The sequence below is a fragment of the Arthrobacter stackebrandtii genome (genome assembly GCF_017876675.1).
Classification (GTDB): Bacteria; Actinomycetota; Actinomycetes; order Actinomycetales; family Micrococcaceae; genus Specibacter; species Specibacter stackebrandtii.
This window is the reverse complement of the sequence record NZ_JAGIOI010000001.1, coordinates 4,403,324-4,427,938: the sequence shown is the minus strand read 5'-3', so window position 1 is coordinate 4,427,938 and position 24,615 is coordinate 4,403,324. Positions and strand designations below refer to the sequence as shown.

Below are 24,615 nucleotides of genomic sequence, written 5' to 3'. Positions count from 1 at the left end.
CAACCAAAACCACACGGCCGCCCCACCAGGCGGCCACACCCACTTAAACCACCCACACAACATGGTGATGCTGTCTGCTGTCCACTGCGTTTCTCGGCCACCAGAACGCCAAGGCGCCGAAGGATCGGCAAGCCAAATCTCCGCCGTCGTGCGACGAGGGCCGCGGGGCTGCCTGAGGGATGAATTGAGGGGTAGGGTTGCCTGATGCAGAATCTTTTCTCCCACGCCCATGAGCCGGACTATGTGGCTCCGCTGGAGTCCGAGCAGCGTGAATTGGACGTTCTCCTTGATGTCCCGCTGGACCAGGCATTCGACGGCTTCACCGATGCGATTCACCTGTGGTGGCCGGTTGATGACCAGAGTGTTTTTGGTGAGGGCAGCCACGTGGCCCTCCTGCGGGATCATTTGGTGGAGGAATCGCTGGATGGAGATGAGGTCGTCTGGGCGGACATCGCCGACTGGCAGGCGCCGGCGCATCTTGGATTGCGGTGGATCCTGGACGGTGGAGCCGGGGAAGGCCCTGAGGTGGAGGTCTCCTTCTCGACCGTTGATGGCGGCTTGACCCGCGTGAGCGTCGGTTACGAGCAGGTGGAAGACGCCGAGTCGGTGGGGGAGGGGTCGTTTGCCTGTGATTGGCCACTCATCTTGTCCAGATACGCCAGATTCATGGGTGGAGCGGTTTCACTCGACTAGACTGGTAGATGGACCAATGTGTCCAGAGATTTTAATGTAGTACATCAATAGTGAAGAGCGGCTGTTACTGTGCCAGTTAGTGCGCTCGAAGGTTTAGGAGTCGGCATGGCTGAGCAGTACGACGGCAAGCGCGGGGACAACTCTCGCGGAGGCGACAACAAGGGCCGGCCCTACGCCGATCGCCCCCCGACAAACGACCGCCAGCAGGCGCGTCCCTACAGCGAACGGACCGGACAGGGCGGCCGCCCGGCCGGAGACCGCGACTCACGTCCGGCACGCGGCGGAGACCGCCCCTACGGTTCACGCGACGACCGCGGCGGCCGTGACTCACGTCCTTCCTACGGTGACCGCGACAACCGCGGTGGCCAGGGTGGTCGCCCCTACGGCGACCGTGACTCCCGTCCTTCGTACGGCAATCGCGACGAGCGTCCTGCACGTGGTGGCGACCGCCCGTACGGCAATCGCGATGACCGTGGTGCGCGCCCGGCTGGTGGCCAGGGTGGCCGTCCGTACGGTGACCGTGACTCACGTCCTTCCTACGGTGACCGCGACAACCGCGGTGGCCAGGGTGGCCGTCCGTACGGTGACCGTGACTCACGCCCGTCTTACGGTAATCGCGATGACCGCGGTGCACGTCCGGCTGGTGGCCAGGGTGGCCGTCCGTACGGTGACCGCGATTCCCGTCCGTCTTACGGTAATCGCGATGACCGCGGTGGCCAGGGTGGTCGTCCCTACGGTGACCGCCCCGCGCGCGGCAATGATCGTCCGTACGGTGACCGCGATTCCCGTCCGTCTTACGGCAACCGCGACGACCGTGGCGCACGTCCGGCTGGTGGCCAGGGTGGCCGTCCGTACGGTGACCGTGACTCACGTCCGTCTTACGGCAACCGCGACGACCGTGGCGCACGCCCGGCTGGTGGCCAGGGTGGCCGTCCGTACGGTGACCGTGACTCACGTCCGTCTTACGGCAACCGCGACGACCGTGGCGCACGCCCGGCTGGTGGCCAGGGTGGCCGTCCGTACGGTGACCGCGATTCCCGTCCGTCTTACGGCAACCGCGACGACCGTGGCGCACGCCCGGCTGGTGGCCAGGGTGGCCGTCCGTACGGTGACCGCGATTCCCGTCCGTCTTACGGCAACCGCGACGACCGTGGCGCACGCCCGGCTGGTGGCCAGGGTGGCCGTCCGTACGGTGACCGTGACTCACGCCCTTCCTACGGCGACCGGGATGCCCGTCCTGCACGTGGCGGCGACCGCCCGTACGGCAACCGTGACGACCGTGGCGCACGCCCGGCACGCGACAATGACCGCAAGCCTTTCGGCGACCGCGACAACCGCGGCAGCTCACGCGAATCGCACGGCAACCGCGAAGACCGCGGCCCCCGCGTGGCGCCCCCGCGCAACGCCGCGGACCTGCGAAGCTCCAACCGTCCGGACCGCGACCGTTCCCCGGAAATCGATCCTGACGTAACGGGCGAGGAACTGGACAAGGTAACCCGCGCCCAGCTGCGCATCCTCGACTCACGCAACAACGAGTGGGTTTCCAAGCACCTGGTCATGGCCGGACGCCTGATCGACTTCGTTCCCGAGCTCGCCTTCGAGCACGCCCTGGCAGCAAGCCGCCGCGGCGGCCGCCTGGCCTGCGTCCGTGAAGCCGTCGCCATGACGGCCTACGCGGCCGGCAAGTACGGCGAGGCCCTGCGAGAACTGCGCACGTTCCGCCGCATCAGCGGTTCCAACGTGCACCTGCCCCTCATGGCCGACTGCGAACGCGGTTTGGGCCGCCCCGACCGTGCCATCGACCTCATCAAGAGCGAAGATGCAGAAACCCTGGATACTGCAGGCAAGGTCGAACTGGCCATTGTCGAATCCGGTGCCCGCGGCGACCTGGGCGACCTGGACGCTGCACTGTCCGCACTGGAAATCCCGCAGCTGGACCTGAACCGCGCCTTCTCCTTCAGCCCCCGCCTGTTCCGTGCCTACGGCATGGTGCTGCGCGCGGCCGACCGCAAGGACGAGGCAAAGGTGTGGGAGCGCCAGGCACTCGTGGCTGAAGAGGCCCTCGGCGTTGACGAAGGCATCGACCAGATCATCATCGATCTCGGTGACGACGAGGAGATCCCCCTGGAATCACCCCGCGTGCGTGTCGCAGATGTCATGGACCCCGCCGTTGAGCCGGTGAAGAACGACGACGCCGCTCTCGCAGCTGCCGAACTCACCTCTGCCGATGCCCAGGCAGGAGAGGCGGATGAGACCAATGTGGACGACGCCGAATCTTCCTACTTTGAATCAGACGATGCCGAGTCCGATGAAGACAGCACGGATGAGGCAGAGTCCGATGAAGACAGCACCGACGAATTCGGCGCAGGCGAGGAATCCGGCAACGACTCCGACAGTGAGCGCTAGAACCTTGCTGGACCGGTTTGACGCGGTATTGGCGGACCTGGACGGCGTTGTTTATGCCGGCCCGCACGCCATTCCCGGCGCCATCGACGCCCTGGCCGGCTTGTCCGGCCGGGGCGTTGGGCTGGCGTACGTGACGAACAATGCCTCACGTACGCCGGCGCAGGTCGCCGCACATCTCCGTGAAATCGGCGCCCCCGCCGACGACGATCAGGTGGTGAGCTCCGCACAAGCGGGCGCGGCACTACTGGCGAGCCGCTTTCCGGCCGGCACGAGGGTCCTTGTCACGGGCAGCCTGGCGCTCGCCCAGGAAGTCACCGCGCTGGGCATGGCCGTAGTGGACAGCGCGCACGACAACCCCGATGTCGTTATCCAGGGTTTCGACCCTGAGCTCGGCTGGGCAGACCTGGCCGAAGCCACCTATGCCATCAATGCCGGCGCCACCTGGATCGCCACCAACACTGACATGACCATCCCCCGCGACAGGGGCATGGCCCCCGGAAACGGGACACTGGTCGCGGCGGTGCGCGCCGCCGTCGGGCATGACCCCCTCGTTGCCGGCAAGCCGGAAGCGCCGCTCTTCCACACGGCAGCGGCACGCCTCGGCGCCCGCAAGCCCGTCGTGGTGGGCGACCGCCTCGACACCGACATCCTCGGCGGCAACAACGCCGGCATGGCCACGGCGCTGGTGCTGACCGGCGTCGATTCCGGCGAGACTGCGCTGCGGGCCCGCACAGAGGAGCGGCCGCAGTTCATCATCGACACGCTTGCCCAGCTCTACCAGCCCTACCCGGACATCATGCACGACGGCGCCACGGTCACCTGCGGTGCCGCTGCCGCGACTGTCGTGGATGGCGGGACCACCATTCGCATTGACGGCGACCCTGCGGACAGTGACGCCTGGCGCGCGGCCTGCGCCGCCTGGTGGGCTGCCGTGCCGCACGCGGCGGAAGCCACCGACCCGGTCCTGGAATGGTCGAACGGCCATGTCTGAACACCTGGGCAGCGGCTCCACGGGCGACCCTGCTGTTGACGCCCTCGTAGACCACGCGGCCCAGGCGGCGCAGCTGCCTGCAGGCGAGCACCGGGAACGCTATGCGCAGGTGCTGGACGGGCTGGAGCGTGAACTCGACGCCGACCCCGCAGCGGCAATGCGCGGCCCCGGGCAAGGCGCCGTCCCCGTTCCGGGCGACACACCGGGGGAGCGCGCATGAGCCGCCTCGACGCGGAACTCGTGGCCCGCGGACTGGTGCGCTCCCGCACGGTGGCGGCCACGCTCATCAAGGCCGGCCGCGTTACTGTGGACGGGAACCCTGCCGCCAAGCCCGCGCAGCCGGTCACGCCGGAGACGCCGCTGGAGGTCCTGCCCGGCGACGGTGAAGACTATGTCTCAAGGGCCGGCCACAAGCTGGCCGGGGCCCTGTCGCACTTTCCCGAGGTCGACCCTGCCGGGCTGCGCTGCCTTGACGCCGGTGCTTCCACCGGCGGGTTCACCGACGTCCTCCTGCGCCGCGGCGCCGCCCGCGTCGCCGCTGTTGATGTGGGCCACGGCCAGCTGGTCGAGGCCCTGCGGCACGACCCCCGCGTGGACGTCCATGAGGGGATGAACATCCGCTACATGTCACCTGCCGACATCGGCGGGCCCGTGGACCTGACGGTCTGCGACCTCTCCTTTATCTCGCTCACCCTCGTCATGGAGCCGTTGGCCCGCGCCACGAAGGAAGGCGGGAGCCTTCTGCTCATGGTCAAGCCGCAGTTTGAGGTGGGCCGGGAGCGCCTGGCGAGAACCGGCGTCGTCAGCAGCGAGAATGAACGGCGCCGGGCGGTGGCCCTCGTTGCCGCGTCCGCCGTCGCGAACGGGCTGGCCCTGCAGGGGCTCGGCGTGAGCGAACTGCCGGGCCAGGACGGCAACATGGAGTATTTTCTGCTGGCCACCAAGGTTGTGTCGTACCCTGCGCATAAGATCGAAGGGGAAGGGCCGGCCGTGGAGACGCTGCTGGCCGAAATCTGGCCGCAAGGATAAGGGATTACACATGACACGGCGCGTTTTGATTCTGGCCCACACGGGCCGCGAGGAGTCGATGCTGGCGGCCCTGGAGGCCTGCGTTGAGCTTCATGCCAACGCGATCGTGCCTGTCATGTACGCCGACGAGCTGGCCGACCTCACCGGCTACCTGGGCGTGTCGGGGGTCAAGATGGAGATCCTGGACCGGGACGTCACGCTCGCCGACATTGAACTGGTCATGGTCCTGGGCGGCGACGGCACCATCCTGCGCGCCGCCGAGATCGTCCGCGACTACGATGTCCCGCTGCTGGGCGTGAACCTGGGCCATGTGGGCTTCCTGGCCGAAAGCGAGCGGGAGGAGCTCATCCAGACCGTCGCCGCCGTGGTGCAGCGCCGCTACTCGGTGGAGGAGCGCATGTGCCTGGACGTGATTGTCCGGGTGGCCGGCAAGGTCGTGGCCCACACCTGGGCGCTGAACGAGGTGGCGCTGGAGAAGGGCAACCGCGAACGCATGATTGAAGTGGTCACGGAAGTCGACGGGCGTCCGCTGACCTCCTTCGGCTGTGACGGCGTGGTCATGGCCACACCCACCGGTTCCACCGCCTACGCGTTTTCCGCCGGCGGCCCCGTCGTGTGGCCCGGGGTGGAAGCCCTGCTCATGGTGCCCATCAGCGCCCACGCCCTCTTCGCCAAGCCCCTCGTGGTGTCTCCCTCATCCACGCTGGCCGTGGAGGTGCTGACCCGCAACGGCGCCTACGGCGTCATCTGGTGCGACGGCCGCCGCACCGTGGACCTGCTGCCGGGGGCACGCATCGAGGTGACCCGCTCACCGAAGCCCGTGAAGCTGGCACGCACCCAGCAGTCAACGTTCTCCGAACGGCTCGTGCGCAAGTTTGAACTTCCCGTCCAGGGCTGGCGCGGGCCCACCCCGGAACAGGCGGAGCCGCCCACCACGCAACTGCCCATCATCAAGCCGCCCAAACCCAAGACGCCGCTGACCAAGCCTGCCGGGGGCGGGACACCCGGCGGGCGCCTGGCGGAACTGCCGGACCTGACAGTCGCGCCGCCCGCAACCGCCTATTCCGGGACCACCAACTTTTATGGGGAGGACCATTCGTGATCGAGGAAATCCGGATCCGCGACCTTGGGGTCATCTCGGAATCCACCCTGCCGCTGGGGCCCGGACTGAGCGTTGTCAGCGGCGAGACCGGCGCCGGAAAGACCATGGTGGTGACCGCCGTCGGGCTTCTCCTGGGCAACAGGGCCGACGCCGGGGCGGTGCGCAACGGTGCCAGGAACGCCTCCGCCGAAGCCACCCTGACCCTGCCCGCCGGGCATCCGGCCCTCGTCCGGGCGCTCGAGGCCGGTGCCGACATTGACGAGTTCGACGGCGGCGCGCAGCTGATCCTGGCCCGCACCGTGGGATCCGACGGGCGCAGCAGGGCGCATGTGGGCGGACGCAGCGCACCCATCGGCGTGCTCACCGAGCTGGGGGAGGCGCTGGTGGCGGTGCACGGGCAGTCGGACCAGATCCGGTTGAAGAACCCGTCGGCGCAACGGCTGGCGCTGGACAAGTTTGCCGCCGAGGCGCACAAGGGGTTCACCGCCACGGCGCGAGGCTACCGGGACGTGTTTGAACGGTGGCGGGCCGTGCAGGCGGAACTGGCGGAACTGCGCTCGGCCAGCCGGGAACGGCTGCGCGAGGCCGAGTCCCTGACCACAGCCCTGGCCGAGATCGACGCCGTCGAACCTCTTGCGGCCGAGGACGAACTCCTCAAGGCCGAGGCCGTGAAGCTGGGCAACGTGGAGGAGCTGCGCAAGGCCGCGCTCGGCGCGCACGAGGCCCTCAGCGCCACCGACTATGGCGACAGCCCCGACGCCGCCACCCTTGTTGACACGGCAAAGCGGCTGGTGGAGACGGTTTCGGAGGCGGACGAGGAGCTGCTGTCCACCACCAAGCGGCTTTCAGAGGTGGGGTACCTGCTGGCGGACATCGCCCGCGACCTCGCCAGCTACGCCACCTCGCTTGATTCCGAGGGGCCCGGGCGGCTCGCCGAGGTGGAGGACCGCCGCGGGGAACTGGCCGTCCTGGTGCGCAAATACGCGCCCAGCATCGACGGCGTCATCGAGTGGGCAGACGCCGCACGGATCCGGCTGGCCGAGCTCAGCGACGACTCCGGCCGGATCGAGACCCTGGAAGTGGAAGAGGCCGGCGCCCTCGCCGAGCTGGCCGTGAAGGCGGGGGAGTTGACGGCGCTGCGCCGCAAGGCTGCCGAGAAGCTGTCCAAGGCCGTCAGTGCCGAGCTGAAGGCGCTGGCGATGCCGGATGCACGGCTGGTCATTGAGATCTCCGCCGCCGACCGCAGCATCCACGGCGAGGACGACATCGCCTTCCTGCTGGCCCCGCACGCCGGGGCGTCCCCCCGCCCGCTCGGCAAGGGGGCCTCGGGCGGCGAGCTGTCGCGGGTGATGCTGGCGCTGGAAGTGGTGCTGGCCGCCGTCGACCCCGTCCCCACCTTTGTTTTCGACGAGGTTGACTCCGGTGTGGGAGGCAAGGCGGCCGTGGAAATTGGCCGCAGGCTGGCCATGCTGGCGGAGCATGTCCAGGTCCTGGTGGTGACGCACCTGCCGCAGGTCGCGGCCTTTGCGGACCAGCACGTGCTGGTGACGAAGAGCTCTGTGAGTAAAAACTCAGCAGGGATTACCACCAGCAATGTGAAGATTCTGACGTACGAGGAACGGGTCGTGGAATTGGCCCGAATGCTGGCAGGGCAGGAGGATTCCGCGACCGCACAGGCCCACGCCAAGGAACTTTTGGCGCAGGCGGCACGCCCCAACAAATGACTTTTTGGCCCGCCCCGGTGAAAACCAGGCGCCGTCCCCGACACTAAATCCGCTCATTAGATGATAGGCTCGAATCCCGTGGTGCAACGATCAAATTCCCGGTTCAGTGGTCAGTCCAAGACGACCAAACACATCTTCGTCACCGGCGGAGTCGCGTCCTCGCTCGGCAAGGGACTGACGGCTTCCAGCCTCGGTCACCTTCTGCGGGCACGCGGCCTGTCGGTCACAATGCAAAAGCTCGATCCCTACCTCAACGTGGATCCGGGCACAATGAATCCCTTCCAGCACGGCGAGGTCTTCGTCACCGACGATGGCGCCGAAACGGACCTGGACATTGGCCATTACGAGCGCTTCCTCGATGAAAACCTCGAGGGCTCGGCCAACGTCACGACAGGCCAGGTGTACTCCACGGTGATTGCCAAGGAGCGCCGCGGCGAGTACCTGGGCGACACCGTGCAGGTCATCCCGCACATCACCGATGAAATCAAGCGCCGGATGCGCCTGCCCGCCGAGGGCGAGAACGCCCCGGACGTCATCATCACCGAAATTGGCGGCACGGTGGGCGACATCGAGTCCCAGCCGTTCCTGGAATCCGCACGCCAGGTGCGCCAGGACGTGGGCCGCAGCAACGTGTTCTTTGCCCATGTCTCCCTGGTGCCGTACATCGGTCCTTCCCAGGAACTGAAGACCAAGCCCACCCAGCACTCCGTTGCTGCGCTGCGCTCACTCGGCATCCAGCCCGACGCCATCATCCTCCGCTCGGACCGTGTCCTGCCCGACGCCATGCATGCCAAAATCGGCCGCGCCTGCGACGTGGACGTTGAGGCCGTCATCGGCTGCCCCGACGCCGCCAGCATCTACGACATCCCCAAGACCCTGCACGCCCAGGGCCTGGACTCATACATCGTGCGGGCCCTTGGCTTGTCGTTCAAGGACGTCGACTGGACCAAGTGGGACAAGCTCCTTGAAGTGGTCCACAACCCGGCCCACCACATCGAGATCGCCCTGGTCGGCAAGTACATCGACCTGCCGGACGCCTACCTGTCCGTGACGGAGGCCCTGCGTGCCGGCGGCTTCGCAAACGCCACCAAGGTCAAGATCCGCTGGGTCCCCTCCGACGACTGCGCCACTGAGGCCGGCGCCCGCAAGGCGCTGGACGGCGTCGACGCCATCTGCGTTCCCGGCGGCTTCGGCATCCGCGGGCTTGAAGGCAAGCTCGGCGCGCTGAAGTTCGCCCGCGAAAACAAGGTGCCCACCCTGGGCCTGTGCCTGGGCCTGCAGTCCATGGTCATCGAATACGCCCGCAACGTGGTTGGCCTGGAAGGCGCGTCCTCATCCGAGTTTGATGAGAACCCCACCTACCCGGTCATCGCCACGATGGAAGAGCAGCAGGACATTGTGGACGGCAAGGGCGACCTCGGCGGCACCATGCGCCTCGGACTTTACCCGGCCGTGCTCACCGAAGGCTCCGTCGTTGCTGAAACCTACGGCACCACGGACGTCTCCGAACGCCACCGCCACCGCTACGAGGTCAACAACAAGTACCGCGAGCAGATCGCCGCGGCAGGCCTGGTGTTCTCCGGCACCTCGCCCGACGGCAAGCTGGTCGAGTACGTGGAACTTCCCCGCGAAGTCCACCCGTACTACGTCTCCACGCAGGCCCACCCGGAACTGAGCTCGCGCCCCACCCGGCCGCACCCGCTCTTTGCCGGACTCGTGGCCGCCGCACTCGAGCGCCAGAACGCCACCCGGCTGCTGGAGGTCTAAATGACACACCTTGGTGCACCGGGGACTGAAGGCCAGCCCGGCTCCGGCCCTTTGACTCCGGCCGTTTCTGACGAAGAAAGCCGCCGGACGCTGCATTCGCAGTCCACGGTGTACCAGGGGCGCATTTGGAACATCGTTTCAGATACGTTTTCACTGACGCCTGGCTCCGCCCCGCTGACCCGGGACTACATTGACCATCCCGGGGCCGTGGCCGTGGTGGTGCTGAACGAGGCACAGCAGGTGCTGCTGCTGCGCCAGTACCGCCACCCCGTCCAGATGAACCTGTGGGAAGTTCCCGCCGGCCTGCTGGACGTTGAAGGTGAGGACTTCGTCGCCGGCGCCGCCCGCGAACTCGCCGAGGAAGCCGACCTTGAGGCTGCCCAATGGCACGTCCTGACCGACTTCTTCAACTCACCCGGCTCCTCCAGCGAGGCCATAAGGATCTACCTGGCCCGCGGCATCACGGAGGTGCCGGAGGACCGGCGCCACGTGCGCACCGACGAGGAAGCTGAAATCGAGTTTGCGTGGGTCGGCCTTGAGGAGGCTGCCGCAGCGGTCCTGGCCGGGCACATACACAATCCGTCCGCCGTCGTCGGGATCCTGGCCGCGGCACAGGCAGCCCGCAACGGCTTTGCGGACCTGCGCCCGGGCGATGCGCCCTGGCCCGAGCATCCGTCCCAACGCCGGCAGTGACCAACCAGGGCGCCGGCGGCGGGGGAGCCCCCACGGCGCTGGCGCGCGCCATCGCCGACTACCTCCAGCATGTCGGGGTGGAACGCGGGCTCGCGCCCAACACTTTGGCCGCCTACCAGCGCGACCTGCGCCGCTACGAAGCGTTCCTGGCGGCTGCCGGGCTCACCGCCCCGGGCCAGGTGGCGCGGCGCCACGTCAGTGAGTTTGCCCAGGGCCTGTCCGACGGCGACGACGGCGGTTCCGCGCTTGGCATGCGTTCGGTGGCGCGCACCATCGTGTCAGTGCGCGGACTGCACAAGTTCTGGGCGCTCGAGGGCGTCTGCGAGACCGACCCTGCTGCCGACATCCATCCGCCGCAGCCCGGACGCCGCCTCCCCAAGGCCATCAGCGTCCACGACGTCACCCGGATCCTGGAATCGGCGGGCACCGACACGCCCACAGGGCTGCGGGACGCGGCCATGCTGGAGTTCCTGTACTCCACGGGTGCGCGCATCAGCGAGGCCGTGGGCCTGGACGTGGACGACCTCGTGTTTCCGGATTCGCCCGACGACGGCCCCTCCCTGGTGAGGCTGTTCGGCAAGGGATCCAAGGAACGCATCGTGCCGATTGGCTCCTATGCGCTCCGGGCTCTTGAGGCCTACCTGGTCCGGGGCCGGCCGGCACTGGTGGCCAAGGGCAAGGGCACCCCGGCACTGTTCCTGAACGCCCGCGGCGGCCGGCTCAGCCGGCAGAGCGTGTGGACCATCCTGAGAGCCGTCGCCGAACACGCCCAGGTGGAGGCGGATGTATCCCCGCACACTCTGCGCCACTCCTTTGCCACGCACCTCTTGGAGGGCGGGGCCGACGTCCGCGTGGTGCAGGAACTCCTGGGCCACGCTTCCGTCACCACGACGCAGGTGTACACCCTGGTGACGGCGGATACACTGCGCGAAGTCTACGCAGCGGCCCACCCCCGCGCACTCGGCTAATCCCACTCCCGCAACACCCTCAAACGCCAGCGCAGCAATGGCTGGTATTTTCCAAACGCCAGCGCAGCAATGGCTGGTATTTTCCAAACGCCAGCGCAGCAATCGTTGGTTCCTTTCAAACGCTGTCGCAGGTCGGGCCCGATCCGCCGTAGTCGGGCCCGCCGGTCCCATGAAGCGCCGCGGCCCTATGCTGGGAACATGAGTGAATCAGCCGCATATTTTCGCAACAAGCTCTCGTTCGAGATCGACGTCATGGCGGTCCACGCCGGACTCGGCTCCGGCGCGTTCGTGCTCGTGGACACCCGGCGCCACGCCTCGTGGGAGCACGGGCATGTGCCCGGCGCCCTGCACCTGCCCACTGCGCTTGTTGCAGAGCAGGCCCATGTGCTGATTCCGGGCGGCACGCCCGTTGTGGTGTACTCCTGGGGGCCGGGCTGCAACGGCAGCACCTTCGCAGCGCTGGCCTTTGCCGAGCTGGGCTATCCGGTCCGGGAAATGATCGGCGGGATCGAGTACTGGCAGCGGAACGGGCTGCCTGTTCAAACCTCCGACGGCGAGGTGTCCCGTCCCGGCGACCCGCTCGTCACCGCAGACTAGGACGCTGCCGGAGTATCTGCCCTTTGCGAGGCCGGTTCGGGTGCGTAGGCAACCGGACCGGCCTTTCCTGAATCGGGCCCCGGGTCCACGCATGTTTGGGCCGCGGCTGGCCCCCGCAACAAGGTAACAAGTTGCGCACCGTTGCCCGCGCCGCCGGCTGCACCCGGAGTTGCGCCCGTGCCCGGAAAATACTCCAAGTCACCAGCGATGTGCACAAGAAAAAGAAACACGCATAACTTTTGCCGCCCCGTTGGTAACGGCCATAACGGTTGGGCGAATCTTTCCTCGGACTCCGTGCACAGCATTGCGGGCGGGCCTAGCGTTGAATCACCGTGCAACAGGGTGTTCACGGTTCCCCTAGAAGGTGTTTTCAATGAAATTCCTTAAGACATTGCTGGCAGTTGCGGGGCTGCTCGCGGCTTTTCTCATTGCCGGCCCGGCGCCGGCCCAGGCCGCATCGTATTGCGGCATTACGTGGGGCTCGCTGGCCAAGTCGGCAGGCACGGGCTCCAGCGCAACTGTTTCCAATGTCCGCACGGGGCGCCAGGACTGCTTCGACCGCCTGGTGGTTGACATCAAGGGCAGTGCCAGCGGATATGCTGTCCGCTATGTCTCCGCGGTTACGTCCCCCGGCAAGGGCGATGTGGTCCCGCTGCGGGGCGGCGCCTTCCTGCAGGTAACGGTGCTGGACCCGGCCTACAACGCGGCCGGCCAGCCCACGTACCTGCCGGCCAACCGCAACGAACTCTCCAACGTGGCAGGTTACTCAACGTTCCGCCAGGTGGCGCTGGCAGGCAGCTTTGAGGGCCGGACGTCCCTGGGCCTGGGTGTCCGGGCCCGGCTGCCGTTCAGGGCGTTTGTGCTCCACGGCCCGGGCGACACCACCCGGATCGTCGTTGATGTGGCCCACCGCTGGTAGCAGCCGATTCGAAAGCCGGGAGGCGCCGGCGTCGTGCTTTTCACGCACGACGGCGGCGCCTCCCTGTTTGCCCAGGACCATGCTCCTCGCTGCAGTCGCGGCCAGGAGTCCGGCCTCGTCAGCGGAACATGTCTTCACGGAGCGGGCCTGCATTCCCGCCCGCCACGAGCGCCTGCAGAAGCGGGAGGACATAGTCGAGGCAGTCACCTGCCCAACTGTCCTGGAAAGCGGCCAGGCCCGCCTCCGTCGACTCCAGGAACAGCAGTTCGTCCACCTCGGCCGGCCCGGCCGACGTCCGGTCAGAGGCGAAATTGGCTGCCTCTTCGAGGGCGCCCCTGCCCACCTTCAGGTTGAGCTGGTAGCTGACGTTTAGGATGTTGAAAGAGGGGCGCGTGGTGAAGTGGGGGCGAAAAGGTTCGCCGGCAACATCAGGCATGGCCAAGCCCAGTTCTTCGGAAAACTCACGCGCCAGGCACTGTTTGGGCTGGAAAAGACCGTCCCGGATGTCTTCGGGGGAGGCAGCCCCGCCGATGAATTTTATGCGGCGCTGGAACGTTGAGCCCGCTCCCATGCGTGCCAGAACGTAGAAGTTGTCAACTGTTTTCATGACGGCGTTGACGGCCACGGAACGGCACATGTCCCGGGAAGGAAGCTTGTTGGCCTGTCCGTAGAGATAGTGCGAGAAGCGTGCTGGGCGGAGAAGGATTTGGGCCTGTTGGCCGGGGCCATGGGCCAAACTCGTGGCGTTGAGGATTTCTCCGTCAAAAATGTGGGGCGAACGCAGTTTGCTGCCCGTCCAGTGGCGCTCGATTTCATCGGCCAAACCCACTGGCAGGTCCAACGGCCGGCCAACGGGAAATTCAAGTGCGCGCGGCACGGCGTAGACGTAGCCCGTCATCTGCTGGTCCTCCGGAGCATCAATTCCCGCCTTCGTGGGGAGCTGGAGCCGTGCCTGCAACCCCGCCAGGTGTCAACACGGCTGTGCCGCCAAGACTACACGGGCGCACGCAGCGCAAGCCGCTGGTCGCCGTCGTGCACAAAAAACTGCGGCACACCAAGGGCCCGGTCACAGCCATCGACTTGACCGGGCACGCGGTGCGCCGCAGTTGAAAGGTGGGCCCCTACGCGGTGACGGCGAGGGCGTCGATTTCCACGAGCATGACCTCGTGCGGCAGGTCGACGAAGACCGTGGTGCGGGACGGGAGCGCTCCGCTGGGGACGTTTTCCTTGATGAACTCGCCGTAGACCTCGTTCATGGCCGGGAAGTCGTCGCGCGTGGTCAGGTAGACGCGGAACATGATGACATCCTCAACGCTAGAGCCGCCGGCTTCCAAGATGGCCTTGACGTTTTCCAGTGTGCGGCGCGTCTGGACGCGGACGTCGCCGGCGCCGATGTACTCGTTGGCCACCGGGTCCATGGGGCCCTGGCCGGAAACCTGGAACAGGCCGCCCTTCTTCACGCCCTGTGAGAAGACGTGGGCGGGGGCCGGGGCGTTTTCGGTCAATACGATGGTTTTTTCACTCATTGAGTGTTCCTTTCAGAGGGGACCCAGCCCAGGTCACGGGAGATGGCCTGCGTCGCGGTTGTTAATGCGGGCAATAATTTCAACAGCTCTTCATAGCTCAGCAACACCACCGGCACCGAGCAGGACGCGGCGGCAACCACCAGGCCCGAGGCATCCCGAATGGGTGCGGCGATGCAGTGCACGAACGATTCGTGCTCGCTCTTGTCGTGCGCCCAGCCCTGCTCATGCACCTGGGCCAGTTCGGCCAGCAGCGCCTCCGGGGTGGTCAGGGTGTTCTCGGTCATCTTGACGTAGTCCAAGCCGGCAGCAATGTGCTCCTGCCGGGAGCGTGGCATGTCGGCAAGAATCACCTTGGACACGGCCGCAGAATGCAGCGCCGCCGTCAGCCCGATCCGCGAATACATGCGAACCGGGTGGTGCGACTCAAACTTGTCGATGTACACCACCTCCGCGCCTTCGAGGCGGGCCAGGTGGACGGTGTGGCCGGTTGCGTCGTTGAGCTTGGCCAGGTGCGGCCGTGCCACCTGGCGGATGTCGCGCTGCTCCAGTGAGCGGGAGGACAGTTCAAAGAACTTTCTGCCCAATTGGAACTCGCCTGCGCCGTTGCGCACCAGGAAGTGTTCGGATTCCAGTGAATGCAGGAGACGCATTACGGTGGTTTTGTGGACGTCGGCGGTCGACGCCAATTCGTCGAGGGTTGCGGGCCCCTCCGCCAGCTGGGACAGCAGGCCGAGGGCACGGACCAGGCTTTGGCTCATGGCAGGCCTCCTGCGGGCTGTGCGGCTGCCGCGCTGCCGGCGGCCGCCAGCGCGGGGGAGTCGAGCCGGCCCGGTGCCACATGCGTCGCGGCCCAGTCCTGCTCGGAGCAGGCGAGGATGCGCGCCAGCACGCCGGGATCGGGAAGCGGGCCCCGGTCGCCTGGGACGGTCAAGGTGGCGGCAGCGCTCACGTGCCCGCGCCGCAGGGAGGAGCGCTGGTCCAGGCCAAACAACATGCCGCTGAAGTATCCCGCGGCAAAGGCGTCACCGGCGCCAACGGGCTCCAGGACCGACACGCTCAGCGACGGCACCTCCACCCGTGCGCCGTCGCGCATCAGGGCAATGGCCGAGATGTCCGCATTCTTGAGTACGATCACCTCCGGATCCGGCAACATGGCGCGCAGTTGTGCCTCGTCATTGGTGCCAAACGCCGGGATGGCTTCATCGGCACCCACCAGCACCACATCGGCCTGGTTGGCCAGGGTTCGCAGGATGCCCTTGTCTTCATGGGTCCAGAGGGCTTCGCGCCAGTTCACGTCAAAGGACACGAGCCGGCCCTTGCGCGGCAGCGCCAGCAGGCCTGCCAGCAGGTCACGGCAGTCCTGCGAGAGTGCTGCCGTGATGCCGCTGAGGTGGATGAGGGAGGCTCGTTCCAGCAGTGCCGCAACGTCCGGGTTCTCCAGCATGTGGGGGCCCATGGCTGAGCCTGCCGAGCCCTTGCGGTAGTACAGCACGGAGCTTTCGCCCGTGCCTGAGCCGGCAGGGGCCGGCACCTTCACGTACAGGCCCGTGGCCAGTTCATCGTCGATTTCGACGCCGGTGACGCCCACGCCATGGGCGGAAAGGTCATTGAGTATGCGCGTGCCAAAACCGTCGCGGCCCACGCGGCCCACCCAGTGGGCGTCAATGTCCATGGCGGCAAGGCCCATGGCCACGTTGGATTCGGCGCCGCCAACTCCATAGAACAGTTCCGTGGCCTCGGCCAGCGGGACCTGGTGTGTGGGGGTGAGCATGGCCATCGTCTCTCCGATGCAAACAACTGAAAGCATGAACCTTCTGCACTTCCTTTCACACGGTTTGGCGGTTGGCGTCGCCCGTCAAAGGGGAGTGCTGCGATGCGATGTGGCACAGCCCAAGCCGTGCCCGGCATCCCATTCCCATCTTGACGGGCGAATCCTGACCATGTTAGACATGCTCTTGGTGAGTTTGCAACTAGCGTTGCAAAATACGCAACGAGGCCAGATTGGCGGCCCGTGAAGGGAAGTAGCAATGGGCAGCACACAAGCAGCAGCGGGCAACGGGGCCACCCCTGTCCCAGCGATCAATTCCGCCATGGTGGATGCGCTGGATGAGATTGAACTGGACTGGAAATACAAGGCTGTTCCGGCCACGTCCCACGGCCGCAGTGCCGGCAGTTTCGTGGCTTCCGGCGTTTCCCTGGGCGAGCTGCAAACGCCGCTGCTGACCCTTGGCGCCGCCGCCATGGCCGCGAACGTTGACCTCATGGCGGATTGGTGTGCCAGCAGGGGCGTGCTGCTGGCTCCCCACGGCAAGACCACCATGGCGCCGCAAATGTGGCGCGAACAGCTTGAACACGGCGCCTGGGGCATCACCTTGGCCAACGCCTCCCAACTGCGCGTGGGACACGCCTTTGGGCTCCGGCGCGTCATGGTTGCCAACAGCCTCACCGACCCCGCCGCCATCACGTGGCTGGCGGCGACACAGGGGCCGGATTTCTCGGTGGTGTCCTGGGTGGACTCACTGCAGACCGTGGCACTGCAGGAGAGCGTTTTGTCAGCAAGCCCCGGTTCCGTCATTGACGTGATAGTGGAACTGGGTGGAAACGGCGGCCGCACCGGCATCCGCACTGTTGCCCAGGCCCTTGAGGTTGCCCGGGCCGTCGACGCGGCCAAGCATTTGCGCCTGGTCGGTGTGGGCGGCTATGAAGGTTCGCTGGCCCACACTGCCGACGCCGGCGCACTCACCGCCGTGCGCGGCTACCTGTCCCGCATCAAGGACCTCCATGAGCAGCTGCTGGCCGAGAACCTCTACGCGCAGGACGCCGAGATCATCATCACGGCCGGCGGCAGCGCCTACTTTGACGATGTGGTCGATGTCTTGGCCGGTTGCTCCTCCGACGGCTCAAACGGGGGTCCGCGCACCAACGTGATCATCCGCAGCGGTGCCTACATGGTGCACGACGACGGTTTCTACCGCGGGATTTCCCCCTTCTCCCGCGGTGCGCAGGCCGGCTCCGGAGCGGCGCCGTTTGTCTCCGCCATGCACGCCTGGGCCCGCGTGGTCTCCTCCCCGGAGCCTGGCCTGGCCATCCTCGACGCCGGCAAGCGCGACATGCCCGTGGACGAGGGCCTGCCGGAGCCGCAGATGCTGGGCACGTCCCTGGGCGGGCCGATGGCGGTGCTGGCCGGGGCCAGCATCAGCGCCGTCAACGACCAGCACTGCTTCCTGCGCTACGATCCTGAAACCACCACGGTGAACATCGGCGACGTGGTCCGCCTGGGCCTGTCCCACCCGTGCACGGCCTTTGACAAATGGACCCTGATTCCCGTCCTGGCGGACACCGGCAGCGACAACCGCGTGGTGGATCTCATCCACACGTTCTTCTAAGTCGTGGCCGCCCCAACCGCCGCCAGGCGCACCATCATTGCCAACGCAACCGTTGTTGACGGCAGCGGCGCACCCAGGTTCGCCGCTGACGTCGTCCTTGAAAACGGCGCCATCCACAGCATTGCGGCGCCCGGCACGCACGCCATGGATGCGGACGCCATCGACGCCACTGGACTGGTCCTCAGTCCCGGATTTATTGACATGCACGCCCACTCGGACCTGCAGCTGTTCCTGAACCCTGGGCACTACGCCAAGATCAGCCAGGGCGTCACCACTGAGCTGCTGGGCCAGGACGGGCTTTCCTACGCTCCAATCGACGACGTGACGCTCGACGGCGTGCGGCAAAAGATCGCCGGCTGGAACGACAACCCCGAGGACTTCGACTTCAACTGGCGCACGGTGGGGGAGTACCTGGACCGGCTCGACCAGGGAATCGCCACCAACGCGGCCTACCTGATTCCCCAGGGCACAGTCCGGGCCATGGTGCGCGGTTTTGGCGAGGGCGAGGCCACTGCGGGGGAGATCGCCGCGCAGCAGGCCGTCATCCGCCAGGGCATGGCCGAGGGTGCCGTTGGCATGTCCTCCGGGCTGACCTACACGCCCGGCATGTACGCCACCACGGAGGAGTTGGCGCAACTGTGCTCCACGGTGGCCGAGTTCGGCGGCTTCTACGCCCCGCACCACCGCTCCTACGGGAAGGGGGCGCTTGAGGCATATGACGAGATGATTGAGCTCAGCCGCGACACTGGATGCGCCCTGCACCTCTCCCACGCCACCATGAACTTTGCCCCGAACAAGGGCCGCGCCCCAGACCTGCTGGGGCTCATCGACCGTGCCCTCGACGACGGCGTGGACATCACCTTGGACACGTACCCCTACCTGCCGGGCGCCACCACCTTGTCCGCGATCCTGCCCAGCTGGGCCTCCGCCGGCGGATCGGAGCCCACCATGGCACGGCTCCGCGATCCGGACACGCTGATGCACATTCGTGAGAACGTTGAGATCTATGGCTCCGACGGCTGCCACGGCGTGGTGGCCGAGTGGGAGACGCTGGAAATATCCGGAGTCAAGAACCCGGGGCTGGATGCGTTTGTGGGCAAGACCGTGGCCCAGATTGCCGCCGAGTCGGGGCAGGACGCGTTTGACGTCTTCGTTGACATCCTGCTGCGTGACAAGATGGCCACCGGCATCCTGCAGCACGTGGGCCACGAGGAAAATGTTCGGGCCATCATGGTGCACAAGACCCACACCGGGGGCTCCGACGGCATCCTGGTGGGCGGAAAACCACATCCCCGTGCCTGGGGAACCTTCCCGCGCTACCTGGGCCACTACAGCCGCGAACTCGGCCTGCTGACCCTGGAAGAAACCGTCAACCACCTCACCGGCCGCCCCGCCGCGCGGCTCAAGCTGGTGGACCGCGGCCTGGTCCGCGCGGGCTTTGCCGCCGACCTGGTCCTCTTTGACCCGGAAACCGTCAACGCCACGGCCACCTTTGCCGAACCCCGCCAGGCCGCGACCGGCATCCACTACGTCTTTGTCAACGGCATTGCCGCCATCGAGGCAGGCAAGCCCACCGGTGCACTCGCCGGCAGGGCACTGCGCCGCACCCCGGAAGGAACCCGATCCACCCCATGAACAACACCGAATTCATTGCCCGTCTCGAGGCAGACCGCACCATTGCCGTGGTCCGCGCCCCCGACATTGCCGACGCCGCAGAACTCTGCCGCGCACTGGTGGCCGGAGGCATCTCCGGGGTTGAACTGACCTACACCACCCCCAACTTGCTCAAGCATGTTGCCCGTGCCGCGGACACCGCGGCCGAGCATGGCGCCGTGGTGGGTGTGGGCACGGTCCTGACCGCCGACCAGGCCAAGGCAGCCATTGATGCCGGCGCCCAGTTCCTGGTGACGCCGGGGATCCGTCCCGAGGTGGCCCGCGTGGCCGCCGACGCCGGCATTCCCTTCTCCCTGGGCGCGCTGACCCCCACCGAGGTGGCCATGGCGCTGGACCTGGGCTCCGCCGTCGTGAAGATCTTCCCGGCCAGTGCCATGGGTGCGGCCTACCTGAAGGACCTTCAGGGCCCCTACTCGGGCATCAAGCTGCTTCCCTCAGGGGGAATCAACGCCGCCAACGCCCAGGACTTCCTGGCCGCCGGCGCCCTCGCCGTCTGCTGCGGCACGGCAGTGGTGCCGCCCGCCGTCGTCGCCGCCGGCACCTGGGCAGACATCACCGAACGCGCCGCAGCGTTCACCAGCATTCTTCGCTAATCGTCCTCTTTGGAAAGTTCCCTCATGACAGAGTTTGTTAACTGGCTGCACCACGACACGGCAGGGCTGTTGCTCCTGGCCGGTCTGGGAATTGCCCTCCTCCTGGTCCTGATCATCAAGGTCAAGCTGGAACCGTTTATTGCCCTGCTGGTGGTGGGTGTCCTGGTGGCACTGGCCGGCGGCGTGTCCGTGCAGGACCTGGTCGGTTCGGCCACCAAGAGCAGCGACGCCATCATTGAAAAGGGTTTCGCCGGAATCCTGGGCCACATCACGGTCATCATCGGCCTGGGCACGGTGCTGGGCGCCATCCTGGAACGCTCCGGCGGCGCGGAAGTGCTGCTGGGCCGGCTCGTGAAGATCTTTGGCGAAAAGGGCACGCCCCTGGCCATGGGCATCACCGGCTTTGTGCTGGGCATCCCCGTCTTCTTCGACATCGGCATCTTCGTTCTGGCGCCGCTGGTCTATGTTGCCGCCATCAAGGGCGGGAAGTCGCTGGCCCTCTATGCACTGCCGCTGCTGGCCGGTTTGTCAGTCACCCATGCGTTCCTGCCCCCGCACCCAGGCCCCGTTGCCGCTGCCGGGCTTTTCCACGTGGAACTGGGCTGGATCATCATCATGGGCCTGGCCTGCGGCATTCCGGCCTGGTTTGCCTCCGGCATCCTCTGGGGGACCTGGATTGGCAAGCGCGTCATGGTGAACGTTCCCGAGGACAGCGTCCTGCCGGAGTCGGACCAGGCCAAGGCGCTGGGGGATCCCTCCCTGGGCACCGTCCTCCTGGCCATCGGCACGCCCATGATCCTGATCCTGGGCGGCACCTTCGGCAACATTGCCCTGCCCGACGGCGGCCTGCGCACCACCCTGCAGTTCCTTGGCAACCCGGCCATCGCGTTGACCGTGGCCGTGCTGCTGGCCATGTGGCTGCTGGGCACACGCCGCGGCATGAGCCGGGACGATCTGGCCGAGCTGACCTCCACCTCGCTGCGTCCCGTAGGCATGATCCTGCTCGTGGTCGGTGCCGGCGCCTTCTTCGGCGCCGTGCTGGGGGCAACCGGTGTGGGCAAGGCCGTGGCCGATTCCCTGTCCACCGCCGGCCTGCCGCTGCTGCTCTCCGCGTTCGTCATCTCCGCCGGCATGCGCATTGCCCAGGGCTCGGCCACGGTGGCCATCGTGACCACCGGCGGCATCCTGGCCCCCAGCGTTCTCGCCGCCGGGTATTCACAGCCGCAGCTGGCCCTGGTTGTCATGGCCATCGCCTCGGGCTCCGTCATTGCCAGCCACGTCAACGACGGCGGCTTCTGGATCATCTCCAAGTACTTCAACATGTCCGTCAAGGACACCCTGAAGACGTGGACCGTGCTGGAAACCGTCCTTTCCGTGGTGGGCTTTGGCATGGCTGCCCTGATCTGGCAGTTCGTCTAGCACCGCACATAGAAATTTTCGACGGCGGGTGCCCACCTTTGACATGGAAGGTGGGCACCCGCCGTCGTGCTTTTGGCGCCTGCGCTGCTGCCGGACCGCAGGGAACGACGCTTCGGCTCAGGACTGGGACGTGAGCATCGATGCGGCCTTGCGCGAGCCAAGCCTGGCAGAGATGCGCAGCGCCGCCCCCGCTGCCATGGGCCCCACCTCCCTGACCTTGGCGGGGGTCATGCGCGAGGCCAGGGAGGACACGCTCAGCGCGGCGACCACGTGGTCGTCGTGGTTGAAGATGGGGGCGGCCACGCAGCGGACCTCGGGCTCGTTTTCACGGTCGTCGACCGAGTAGCCGCGGCGCCGCACCGCGGTGAGTTCGAGCCTCAGGGCAGCCGGATCCGTGATGGTTCGCTGCGTGATGGCGGCCAACGGCGCGGCAAGGATGGGGCCCACCACCTCGTCCGGGCTAAAGGCCATGATGGCCTTGCCCACGGCGGTGCAATAGGCGGGCATGGATGCGCCAACCCGGGAGGCCATGCGCACTGTGGCCTCGTCCTCGACCTTGTCCAGGTAGACCACATCATGTCCGGACAGCACCACGAGGTGGACCGTGTTGGAGGTCGTGCGCATGAGTGCGCGAAGTTCCTCGTTGGCGGAGCTGCGCAGGTCCAGGGAATCAAGGTACGACTGCCCCAGCCGAAGGCTGCCAAACCCCAGCCGGAACCGGCCCGTGGCCCTGTCCCGCTCCACAAGGTTCTCGTCAATGAGGGGCCCGGCCAGGCGCAGCAGCGTGCTCTTGTTGATCCCCGAAAGATCCGCCAGCTCGGCCAGGGCCAGCCCGTCCGCAGGGGCGTGGCTGGACACCACGTCAAGGAGCAGCAGGGCCTTGCGAAGGGACGAGGACGTGTTGCGCTGCTCGCCGGCGGGGGCGGCTGCGGTCACAGTGCGTCGGCCTGCAGGCCGGTTCCGGTGGGTTCGCCGACGGCGATACCGGCCGCCGCATCCCGGCATTCCTGCTCGTAGTCCCTCTTCCACCCGGCAATTCCGGGCCGCTGCTGCCAAGGAAGCGGGCCGTCCAGCGGGCGGTACTCGACTCCCATGGCCGCCAGCCGGTCGAGGTGGCCGCCGGTGAGCCGGCCCTGGAACTCGCTGAAGTCGCGCCGCCATGGATTGGACCAAAAGACTTCGGCCAGGGCGCTGAGCCGGGGGTAGGCCGCATAGTCGACCCTGCGGGCCGTGGGCAGGTGCTCTGTCCAAATGTTGGCCTGGGCCCCCAGCAGGCGGCCCGGGAATTCCCCGCCTGCCATACCCTCGGAGGGGTCGTAGCTGTAGACATCCTCCAGCGTGGTGACGAAGCCGACCGGCACGGGTTCGCCGTCGCCGTCGGCCTGGCGGTGGTCAAGATAGAGGCGGTGCTCAGGACAGACCACGACGTCGTGGCCGCCGGCCAGGGCGTCCAGGCCGCCCTGGCTGCCGCGCCAGGCATGGACGAGGACGCCGTCGGGCAGGCCGAATTCGCCCACCTCGTCCCACACGGCAGTCTTGCGGCCCGCGGCCTGAAGGTGCTCCGCCAGCTGGGCGATGAACCAGCCGTGCAGCCCCGCGACCGAGTCCAGGCCCAGGGCCGCAGCCTTGTCCCGCGCCGCGGTGCCGGCCTCCCACTGCCCGGGCGGCACCTCGTCGCCCCCGACGCTGATCCACGGGGACGGGAAGATGTCCATGACCTCATCCAGGACGTTCTTGTAGAAGTCCACGGCGAAGTCGCTGGGATCCAGGACCGTGGTGTTGATGCCCCAGCGGGTCCACACCTCCACGGGTCCGCCGGCCGGCCCCAGTTCCGGGTACGCCGCGATGGCGGCCTGGCTGTGTCCGGGAACATCAATTTCCGGGATGACCGTGATGTTGCGCTCGGCGGCAAAAGCCACAATTTCACGCAGGTCGTCCTGCGTGTAGAAGCCCCCGTGCGGCTGGCCGTCGTAGACGCCGGCGCGCCAGGCGCCCAGGGAGGATTCCCGCCGCCAGGCGCCGACCTCCGTCAGCAGGGGGTAGCGGTTGATTTCCATACGCCAGCCCTGGTCATCGCTGAGGTGCAGGTGCAGGATGTTCAGTTTGTGCATGGCTGCCACCTCAATGAACCGCAGCACGTCATCCTTGGGCAGAAAGTGGCGTGCCACATCGAGCATGACGCCGCGGTAGCCAAACCGGGGCTTGTCCGCGATGGTCAGGGCCGGCAGCAGCCAGGCCTGTTTTTCTGCGAGCGGTGCCTGGCGGAATGCGCCCGCACCGAGCAGCTGCAGCAGTGTCTGGGCGGCATAAAAGGCTCCGGCGCTGCCGGCTGCACGGACCTGCACCGTGGCATCCACGGTGAGCGTGTAGCCCTCCTCCGCCAATGATCCGTCGAGGACGAAGGCAATGTCGGCCGCTTCGGTGCCGGCGGCATGCGGCGGCAGGTCCCATCCGGTGGCCGCGCCCAGTGCACGCGCCAGCCAGCGCCTGGCCGGGGCCAGCTGCGGATCGCTGGACAGGGTGGTGCCGCCATCGAGGCGCACGGCGGCACCCAGGGGGTTGTCCTGAAGGGACCAGGGGACGGGGACCAGGTTGGGGGCAGTCAATGAAGCATCCTTTGTTGAAATGGGGTGGGTACTGGAGTTGTGGTGGTTGCCGGCGGGGCGGTGCCCGTACGGCTATCCCTTCACGGCGCCGGCCAAGCCGGAGACGAGCCTGCGCTGTACGGCGATGAAGAAGATCAGCACCGGGTCGGTCATGATGGAATTTTCCTGCGCCGAGATGATGAACGTCTTGGCAAACAGGAAGTCGTTCCAGGTGGAGATGACGGAAAACTCGGAGCAGGCCACCACGCCGGGCGCAACCAGGGGGAAGAGCACGGAGCGGACAAAACGAAAGCTGCTGGCGCCGTCGAGCTTAGCGGCTTCCCCCAATTCCACGGGCACTGCCGCGACAAAGCTGCGTAACATCCAAGACGTGGCCGCGTCCAAGCCGGCAACGAGTGCGCAAAGATCGCCCATGGCGAAGCAATTGGCGCCCACATGGCCGGCCAGGTCCGTGTTGCCGAACTCGGTCACATCGGGGGCGTTGGAGGGGTCGCTGAAGGCGGCCTTGAACATCTGGGACCG

Annotated in this window: 22 protein-coding genes and 1 pseudogene; 16 read left to right on the top strand and 7 right to left on the bottom strand. The window is 67.0% G+C overall.

Translation table 11 applies throughout. The features are described 5' to 3' along the window. Window positions 1–204: 204 nt before the first annotated feature. The 12 genes from JOF48_RS19410 to JOF48_RS19355 all read left to right on the top strand — a co-directional run bounded on the left by JOF48_RS19410 (window position 205) and on the right by JOF48_RS19355 (window position 12,889). Window positions 205–693 carry an SRPBCC family protein gene (locus JOF48_RS19410; RefSeq protein ID WP_209683938.1) on the top strand — a complete coding sequence of 163 codons (489 nt, stop codon included), beginning with the start codon at window positions 205–207 and terminating at the stop codon, window positions 691–693. A 1,386-nt stretch (window positions 694–2,079) separates the two neighbouring features. Further along, complete coding sequence (locus JOF48_RS19405; RefSeq protein WP_342591317.1) at window positions 2,080–3,099, top strand: tetratricopeptide repeat protein; 1,020 nt, start codon at window positions 2,080–2,082, stop codon at window positions 3,097–3,099. Continuing rightward, entirely contained in the window at window positions 3,089–4,090 is a 1,002-nt protein-coding gene (locus JOF48_RS19400) for an HAD-IIA family hydrolase (RefSeq protein WP_342591316.1), read from the top strand. Before JOF48_RS19405 ends, JOF48_RS19400 begins: the two co-directional genes overlap by 11 nt. Then, window positions 4,083–4,310, top strand: a complete 228-nt coding sequence (locus JOF48_RS19395) for a hypothetical protein (RefSeq protein WP_209683934.1) — start codon at window positions 4,083–4,085, stop codon at window positions 4,308–4,310. Before JOF48_RS19400 ends, JOF48_RS19395 begins: the two co-directional genes overlap by 8 nt. Continuing rightward, window positions 4,307–5,119, top strand: coding sequence for a TlyA family RNA methyltransferase (locus tag JOF48_RS19390; RefSeq protein WP_209683932.1), 813 nt, complete (start codon window positions 4,307–4,309; stop codon window positions 5,117–5,119). Before JOF48_RS19395 ends, JOF48_RS19390 begins: the two co-directional genes overlap by 4 nt. Before the next feature lie 10 nt (window positions 5,120–5,129). Next, window positions 5,130–6,221, top strand: coding sequence for an NAD kinase (locus tag JOF48_RS19385; RefSeq protein ID WP_209683930.1), 1,092 nt, complete (start codon window positions 5,130–5,132; stop codon window positions 6,219–6,221). Further along, the gene (gene recN, locus JOF48_RS19380) at window positions 6,218–7,945 is read left to right on the top strand and encodes a DNA repair protein RecN (RefSeq protein WP_209683920.1); all 1,728 of its coding nucleotides are present in this window, start codon (window positions 6,218–6,220) and stop codon (window positions 7,943–7,945) included. Before JOF48_RS19385 ends, recN begins: the two co-directional genes overlap by 4 nt. 60 nt (window positions 7,946–8,005) lie before the next feature. Further along, on the top strand, window positions 8,006–9,712 hold the full coding sequence (locus JOF48_RS19375; RefSeq protein WP_209683917.1) for a CTP synthase: 1,707 nt from the start codon (window positions 8,006–8,008) through the stop codon (window positions 9,710–9,712). Further along, window positions 9,713–10,405: an NUDIX domain-containing protein gene (locus tag JOF48_RS19370; protein WP_209683915.1), complete on the top strand. Its 693-nt coding sequence runs from the start codon at window positions 9,713–9,715 to the stop codon at window positions 10,403–10,405. After that, on the top strand, window positions 10,402–11,373 hold the full coding sequence (gene xerD, locus JOF48_RS19365) for a site-specific tyrosine recombinase XerD (RefSeq protein ID WP_342591315.1): 972 nt from the start codon (window positions 10,402–10,404) through the stop codon (window positions 11,371–11,373). Before JOF48_RS19370 ends, xerD begins: the two co-directional genes overlap by 4 nt. Before the next feature lie 198 nt (window positions 11,374–11,571). Next, window positions 11,572–11,970, top strand: coding sequence for a rhodanese-like domain-containing protein (locus tag JOF48_RS19360; protein WP_209683913.1), 399 nt, complete (start codon window positions 11,572–11,574; stop codon window positions 11,968–11,970). Window positions 11,971–12,343: 373 nt separating this feature from the next. Then, window positions 12,344–12,889 carry an AMIN-like domain-containing (lipo)protein gene (locus JOF48_RS19355; protein ID WP_209683911.1) on the top strand — a complete coding sequence of 182 codons (546 nt, stop codon included), beginning with the start codon at window positions 12,344–12,346 and terminating at the stop codon, window positions 12,887–12,889. 118 nt (window positions 12,890–13,007) lie between these two features. Here the strand turns inward: JOF48_RS19355 and JOF48_RS19350 are convergent, their stop codons facing one another. The 4 genes from JOF48_RS19350 to JOF48_RS19335 all read right to left on the bottom strand — a co-directional run bounded on the left by JOF48_RS19350 (window position 13,008) and on the right by JOF48_RS19335 (window position 16,222). Further along, entirely contained in the window at window positions 13,008–13,787 is a 780-nt protein-coding gene (locus JOF48_RS19350) for a hypothetical protein (RefSeq protein ID WP_209683909.1), read from the bottom strand. Between the two features lie 223 nt (window positions 13,788–14,010). Continuing rightward, window positions 14,011–14,415, bottom strand: a complete 405-nt coding sequence (locus JOF48_RS19345) for a RidA family protein (RefSeq protein WP_209683907.1) — start codon at window positions 14,413–14,415, stop codon at window positions 14,011–14,013. After that, the gene (locus JOF48_RS19340; RefSeq protein ID WP_209683905.1) at window positions 14,412–15,173 is read right to left on the bottom strand and encodes an IclR family transcriptional regulator; all 762 of its coding nucleotides are present in this window, start codon (window positions 15,171–15,173) and stop codon (window positions 14,412–14,414) included. The genes JOF48_RS19345 and JOF48_RS19340 overlap by 4 nt, the downstream gene beginning before the upstream one ends. Next, window positions 15,170–16,222 carry a sugar kinase gene (locus JOF48_RS19335; protein WP_209683903.1) on the bottom strand — a complete coding sequence of 351 codons (1,053 nt, stop codon included), beginning with the start codon at window positions 16,220–16,222 and terminating at the stop codon, window positions 15,170–15,172. The genes JOF48_RS19340 and JOF48_RS19335 overlap by 4 nt, the downstream gene beginning before the upstream one ends. A 220-nt stretch (window positions 16,223–16,442) precedes the next feature. On the opposite strand from JOF48_RS19335, the gene JOF48_RS19330 reads away from it, so the two are divergent. The 4 genes from JOF48_RS19330 to JOF48_RS19315 are packed head-to-tail and all read left to right on the top strand — an operon-like array spanning window position 16,443 to window position 21,487. After that, window positions 16,443–17,801 (top strand): type III PLP-dependent enzyme domain-containing protein, encoded by a 1,359-nt coding sequence (locus JOF48_RS19330; RefSeq protein ID WP_209683900.1) that lies wholly within the window; start codon window positions 16,443–16,445, stop codon window positions 17,799–17,801. Window positions 17,802–17,804: 3 nt separating this feature from the next. Next, window positions 17,805–19,436, top strand: a complete 1,632-nt coding sequence (locus tag JOF48_RS19325; protein WP_209683897.1) for an N-acyl-D-amino-acid deacylase family protein — start codon at window positions 17,805–17,807, stop codon at window positions 19,434–19,436. Beyond that, window positions 19,433–20,068, top strand: a complete 636-nt coding sequence (locus JOF48_RS19320) for a bifunctional 4-hydroxy-2-oxoglutarate aldolase/2-dehydro-3-deoxy-phosphogluconate aldolase (protein ID WP_209683895.1) — start codon at window positions 19,433–19,435, stop codon at window positions 20,066–20,068. The genes JOF48_RS19325 and JOF48_RS19320 overlap by 4 nt, the downstream gene beginning before the upstream one ends. A gap of 24 nt (window positions 20,069–20,092) precedes the next feature. Beyond that, window positions 20,093–21,487: a GntP family permease gene (locus JOF48_RS19315; protein ID WP_209683894.1), complete on the top strand. Its 1,395-nt coding sequence runs from the start codon at window positions 20,093–20,095 to the stop codon at window positions 21,485–21,487. A gap of 117 nt (window positions 21,488–21,604) precedes the next feature. On the opposite strand, the gene JOF48_RS19310 is transcribed toward JOF48_RS19315, so the two are convergent. The 3 genes and pseudogenes from JOF48_RS19310 to JOF48_RS19300 all read right to left on the bottom strand — a co-directional run. Further along, window positions 21,605–22,423, bottom strand: coding sequence for an IclR family transcriptional regulator (locus tag JOF48_RS19310; protein ID WP_342591313.1), 819 nt, complete (start codon window positions 22,421–22,423; stop codon window positions 21,605–21,607). Continuing rightward, window positions 22,420–24,093: a beta-N-acetylhexosaminidase gene (locus JOF48_RS19305; protein ID WP_245346619.1), complete on the bottom strand. Its 1,674-nt coding sequence runs from the start codon at window positions 24,091–24,093 to the stop codon at window positions 22,420–22,422. The genes JOF48_RS19310 and JOF48_RS19305 overlap by 4 nt, the downstream gene beginning before the upstream one ends. Before the next feature lie 72 nt (window positions 24,094–24,165). Further along, a pseudogene (locus JOF48_RS19300) lies at window positions 24,166–24,459 on the bottom strand (ABC transporter permease subunit); the annotation flags it as partial. Window positions 24,460–24,615 lie beyond the last annotated feature (156 nt).

Excerpts from the sequence above, each read along its gene's own strand:
- JOF48_RS19395 (WP_209683934.1), top strand. The coding sequence starts at position 4,083 with ATGTCTGAACACCTGGGCAGCGGCTCCACGGGCGACCCTGCTGTTGAC.
- JOF48_RS19320 (WP_209683895.1), top strand. The coding sequence starts at position 19,433 with ATGAACAACACCGAATTCATTGCCCGTCTCGAGGCAGACCGCACCATT.
- JOF48_RS19315 (WP_209683894.1), top strand. The coding sequence starts at position 20,093 with ATGACAGAGTTTGTTAACTGGCTGCACCACGACACGGCAGGGCTGTTG.
- JOF48_RS19390 (WP_209683932.1), top strand. The coding sequence starts at position 4,307 with ATGAGCCGCCTCGACGCGGAACTCGTGGCCCGCGGACTGGTGCGCTCC.
- JOF48_RS19370 (WP_209683915.1), top strand. The coding sequence starts at position 9,713 with ATGACACACCTTGGTGCACCGGGGACTGAAGGCCAGCCCGGCTCCGGC.
- JOF48_RS19335 (WP_209683903.1), bottom strand. The coding sequence starts at position 16,222 with ATGCTTTCAGTTGTTTGCATCGGAGAGACGATGGCCATGCTCACCCCC.
- JOF48_RS19375 (WP_209683917.1), top strand. The coding sequence starts at position 8,006 with ATGATAGGCTCGAATCCCGTGGTGCAACGATCAAATTCCCGGTTCAGT.
- JOF48_RS19410 (WP_209683938.1), top strand. The coding sequence starts at position 205 with ATGCAGAATCTTTTCTCCCACGCCCATGAGCCGGACTATGTGGCTCCG.
- JOF48_RS19340 (WP_209683905.1), bottom strand. The coding sequence starts at position 15,173 with ATGAGCCAAAGCCTGGTCCGTGCCCTCGGCCTGCTGTCCCAGCTGGCG.
- JOF48_RS19360 (WP_209683913.1), top strand. The coding sequence starts at position 11,572 with ATGAGTGAATCAGCCGCATATTTTCGCAACAAGCTCTCGTTCGAGATC.
- JOF48_RS19345 (WP_209683907.1), bottom strand. The coding sequence starts at position 14,415 with ATGAGTGAAAAAACCATCGTATTGACCGAAAACGCCCCGGCCCCCGCC.
- JOF48_RS19330 (WP_209683900.1), top strand. The coding sequence starts at position 16,443 with ATGGGCAGCACACAAGCAGCAGCGGGCAACGGGGCCACCCCTGTCCCA.
- JOF48_RS19385 (WP_209683930.1), top strand. The coding sequence starts at position 5,130 with ATGACACGGCGCGTTTTGATTCTGGCCCACACGGGCCGCGAGGAGTCG.
- JOF48_RS19355 (WP_209683911.1), top strand. The coding sequence starts at position 12,344 with ATGAAATTCCTTAAGACATTGCTGGCAGTTGCGGGGCTGCTCGCGGCT.
- JOF48_RS19350 (WP_209683909.1), bottom strand. The coding sequence starts at position 13,787 with ATGACGGGCTACGTCTACGCCGTGCCGCGCGCACTTGAATTTCCCGTT.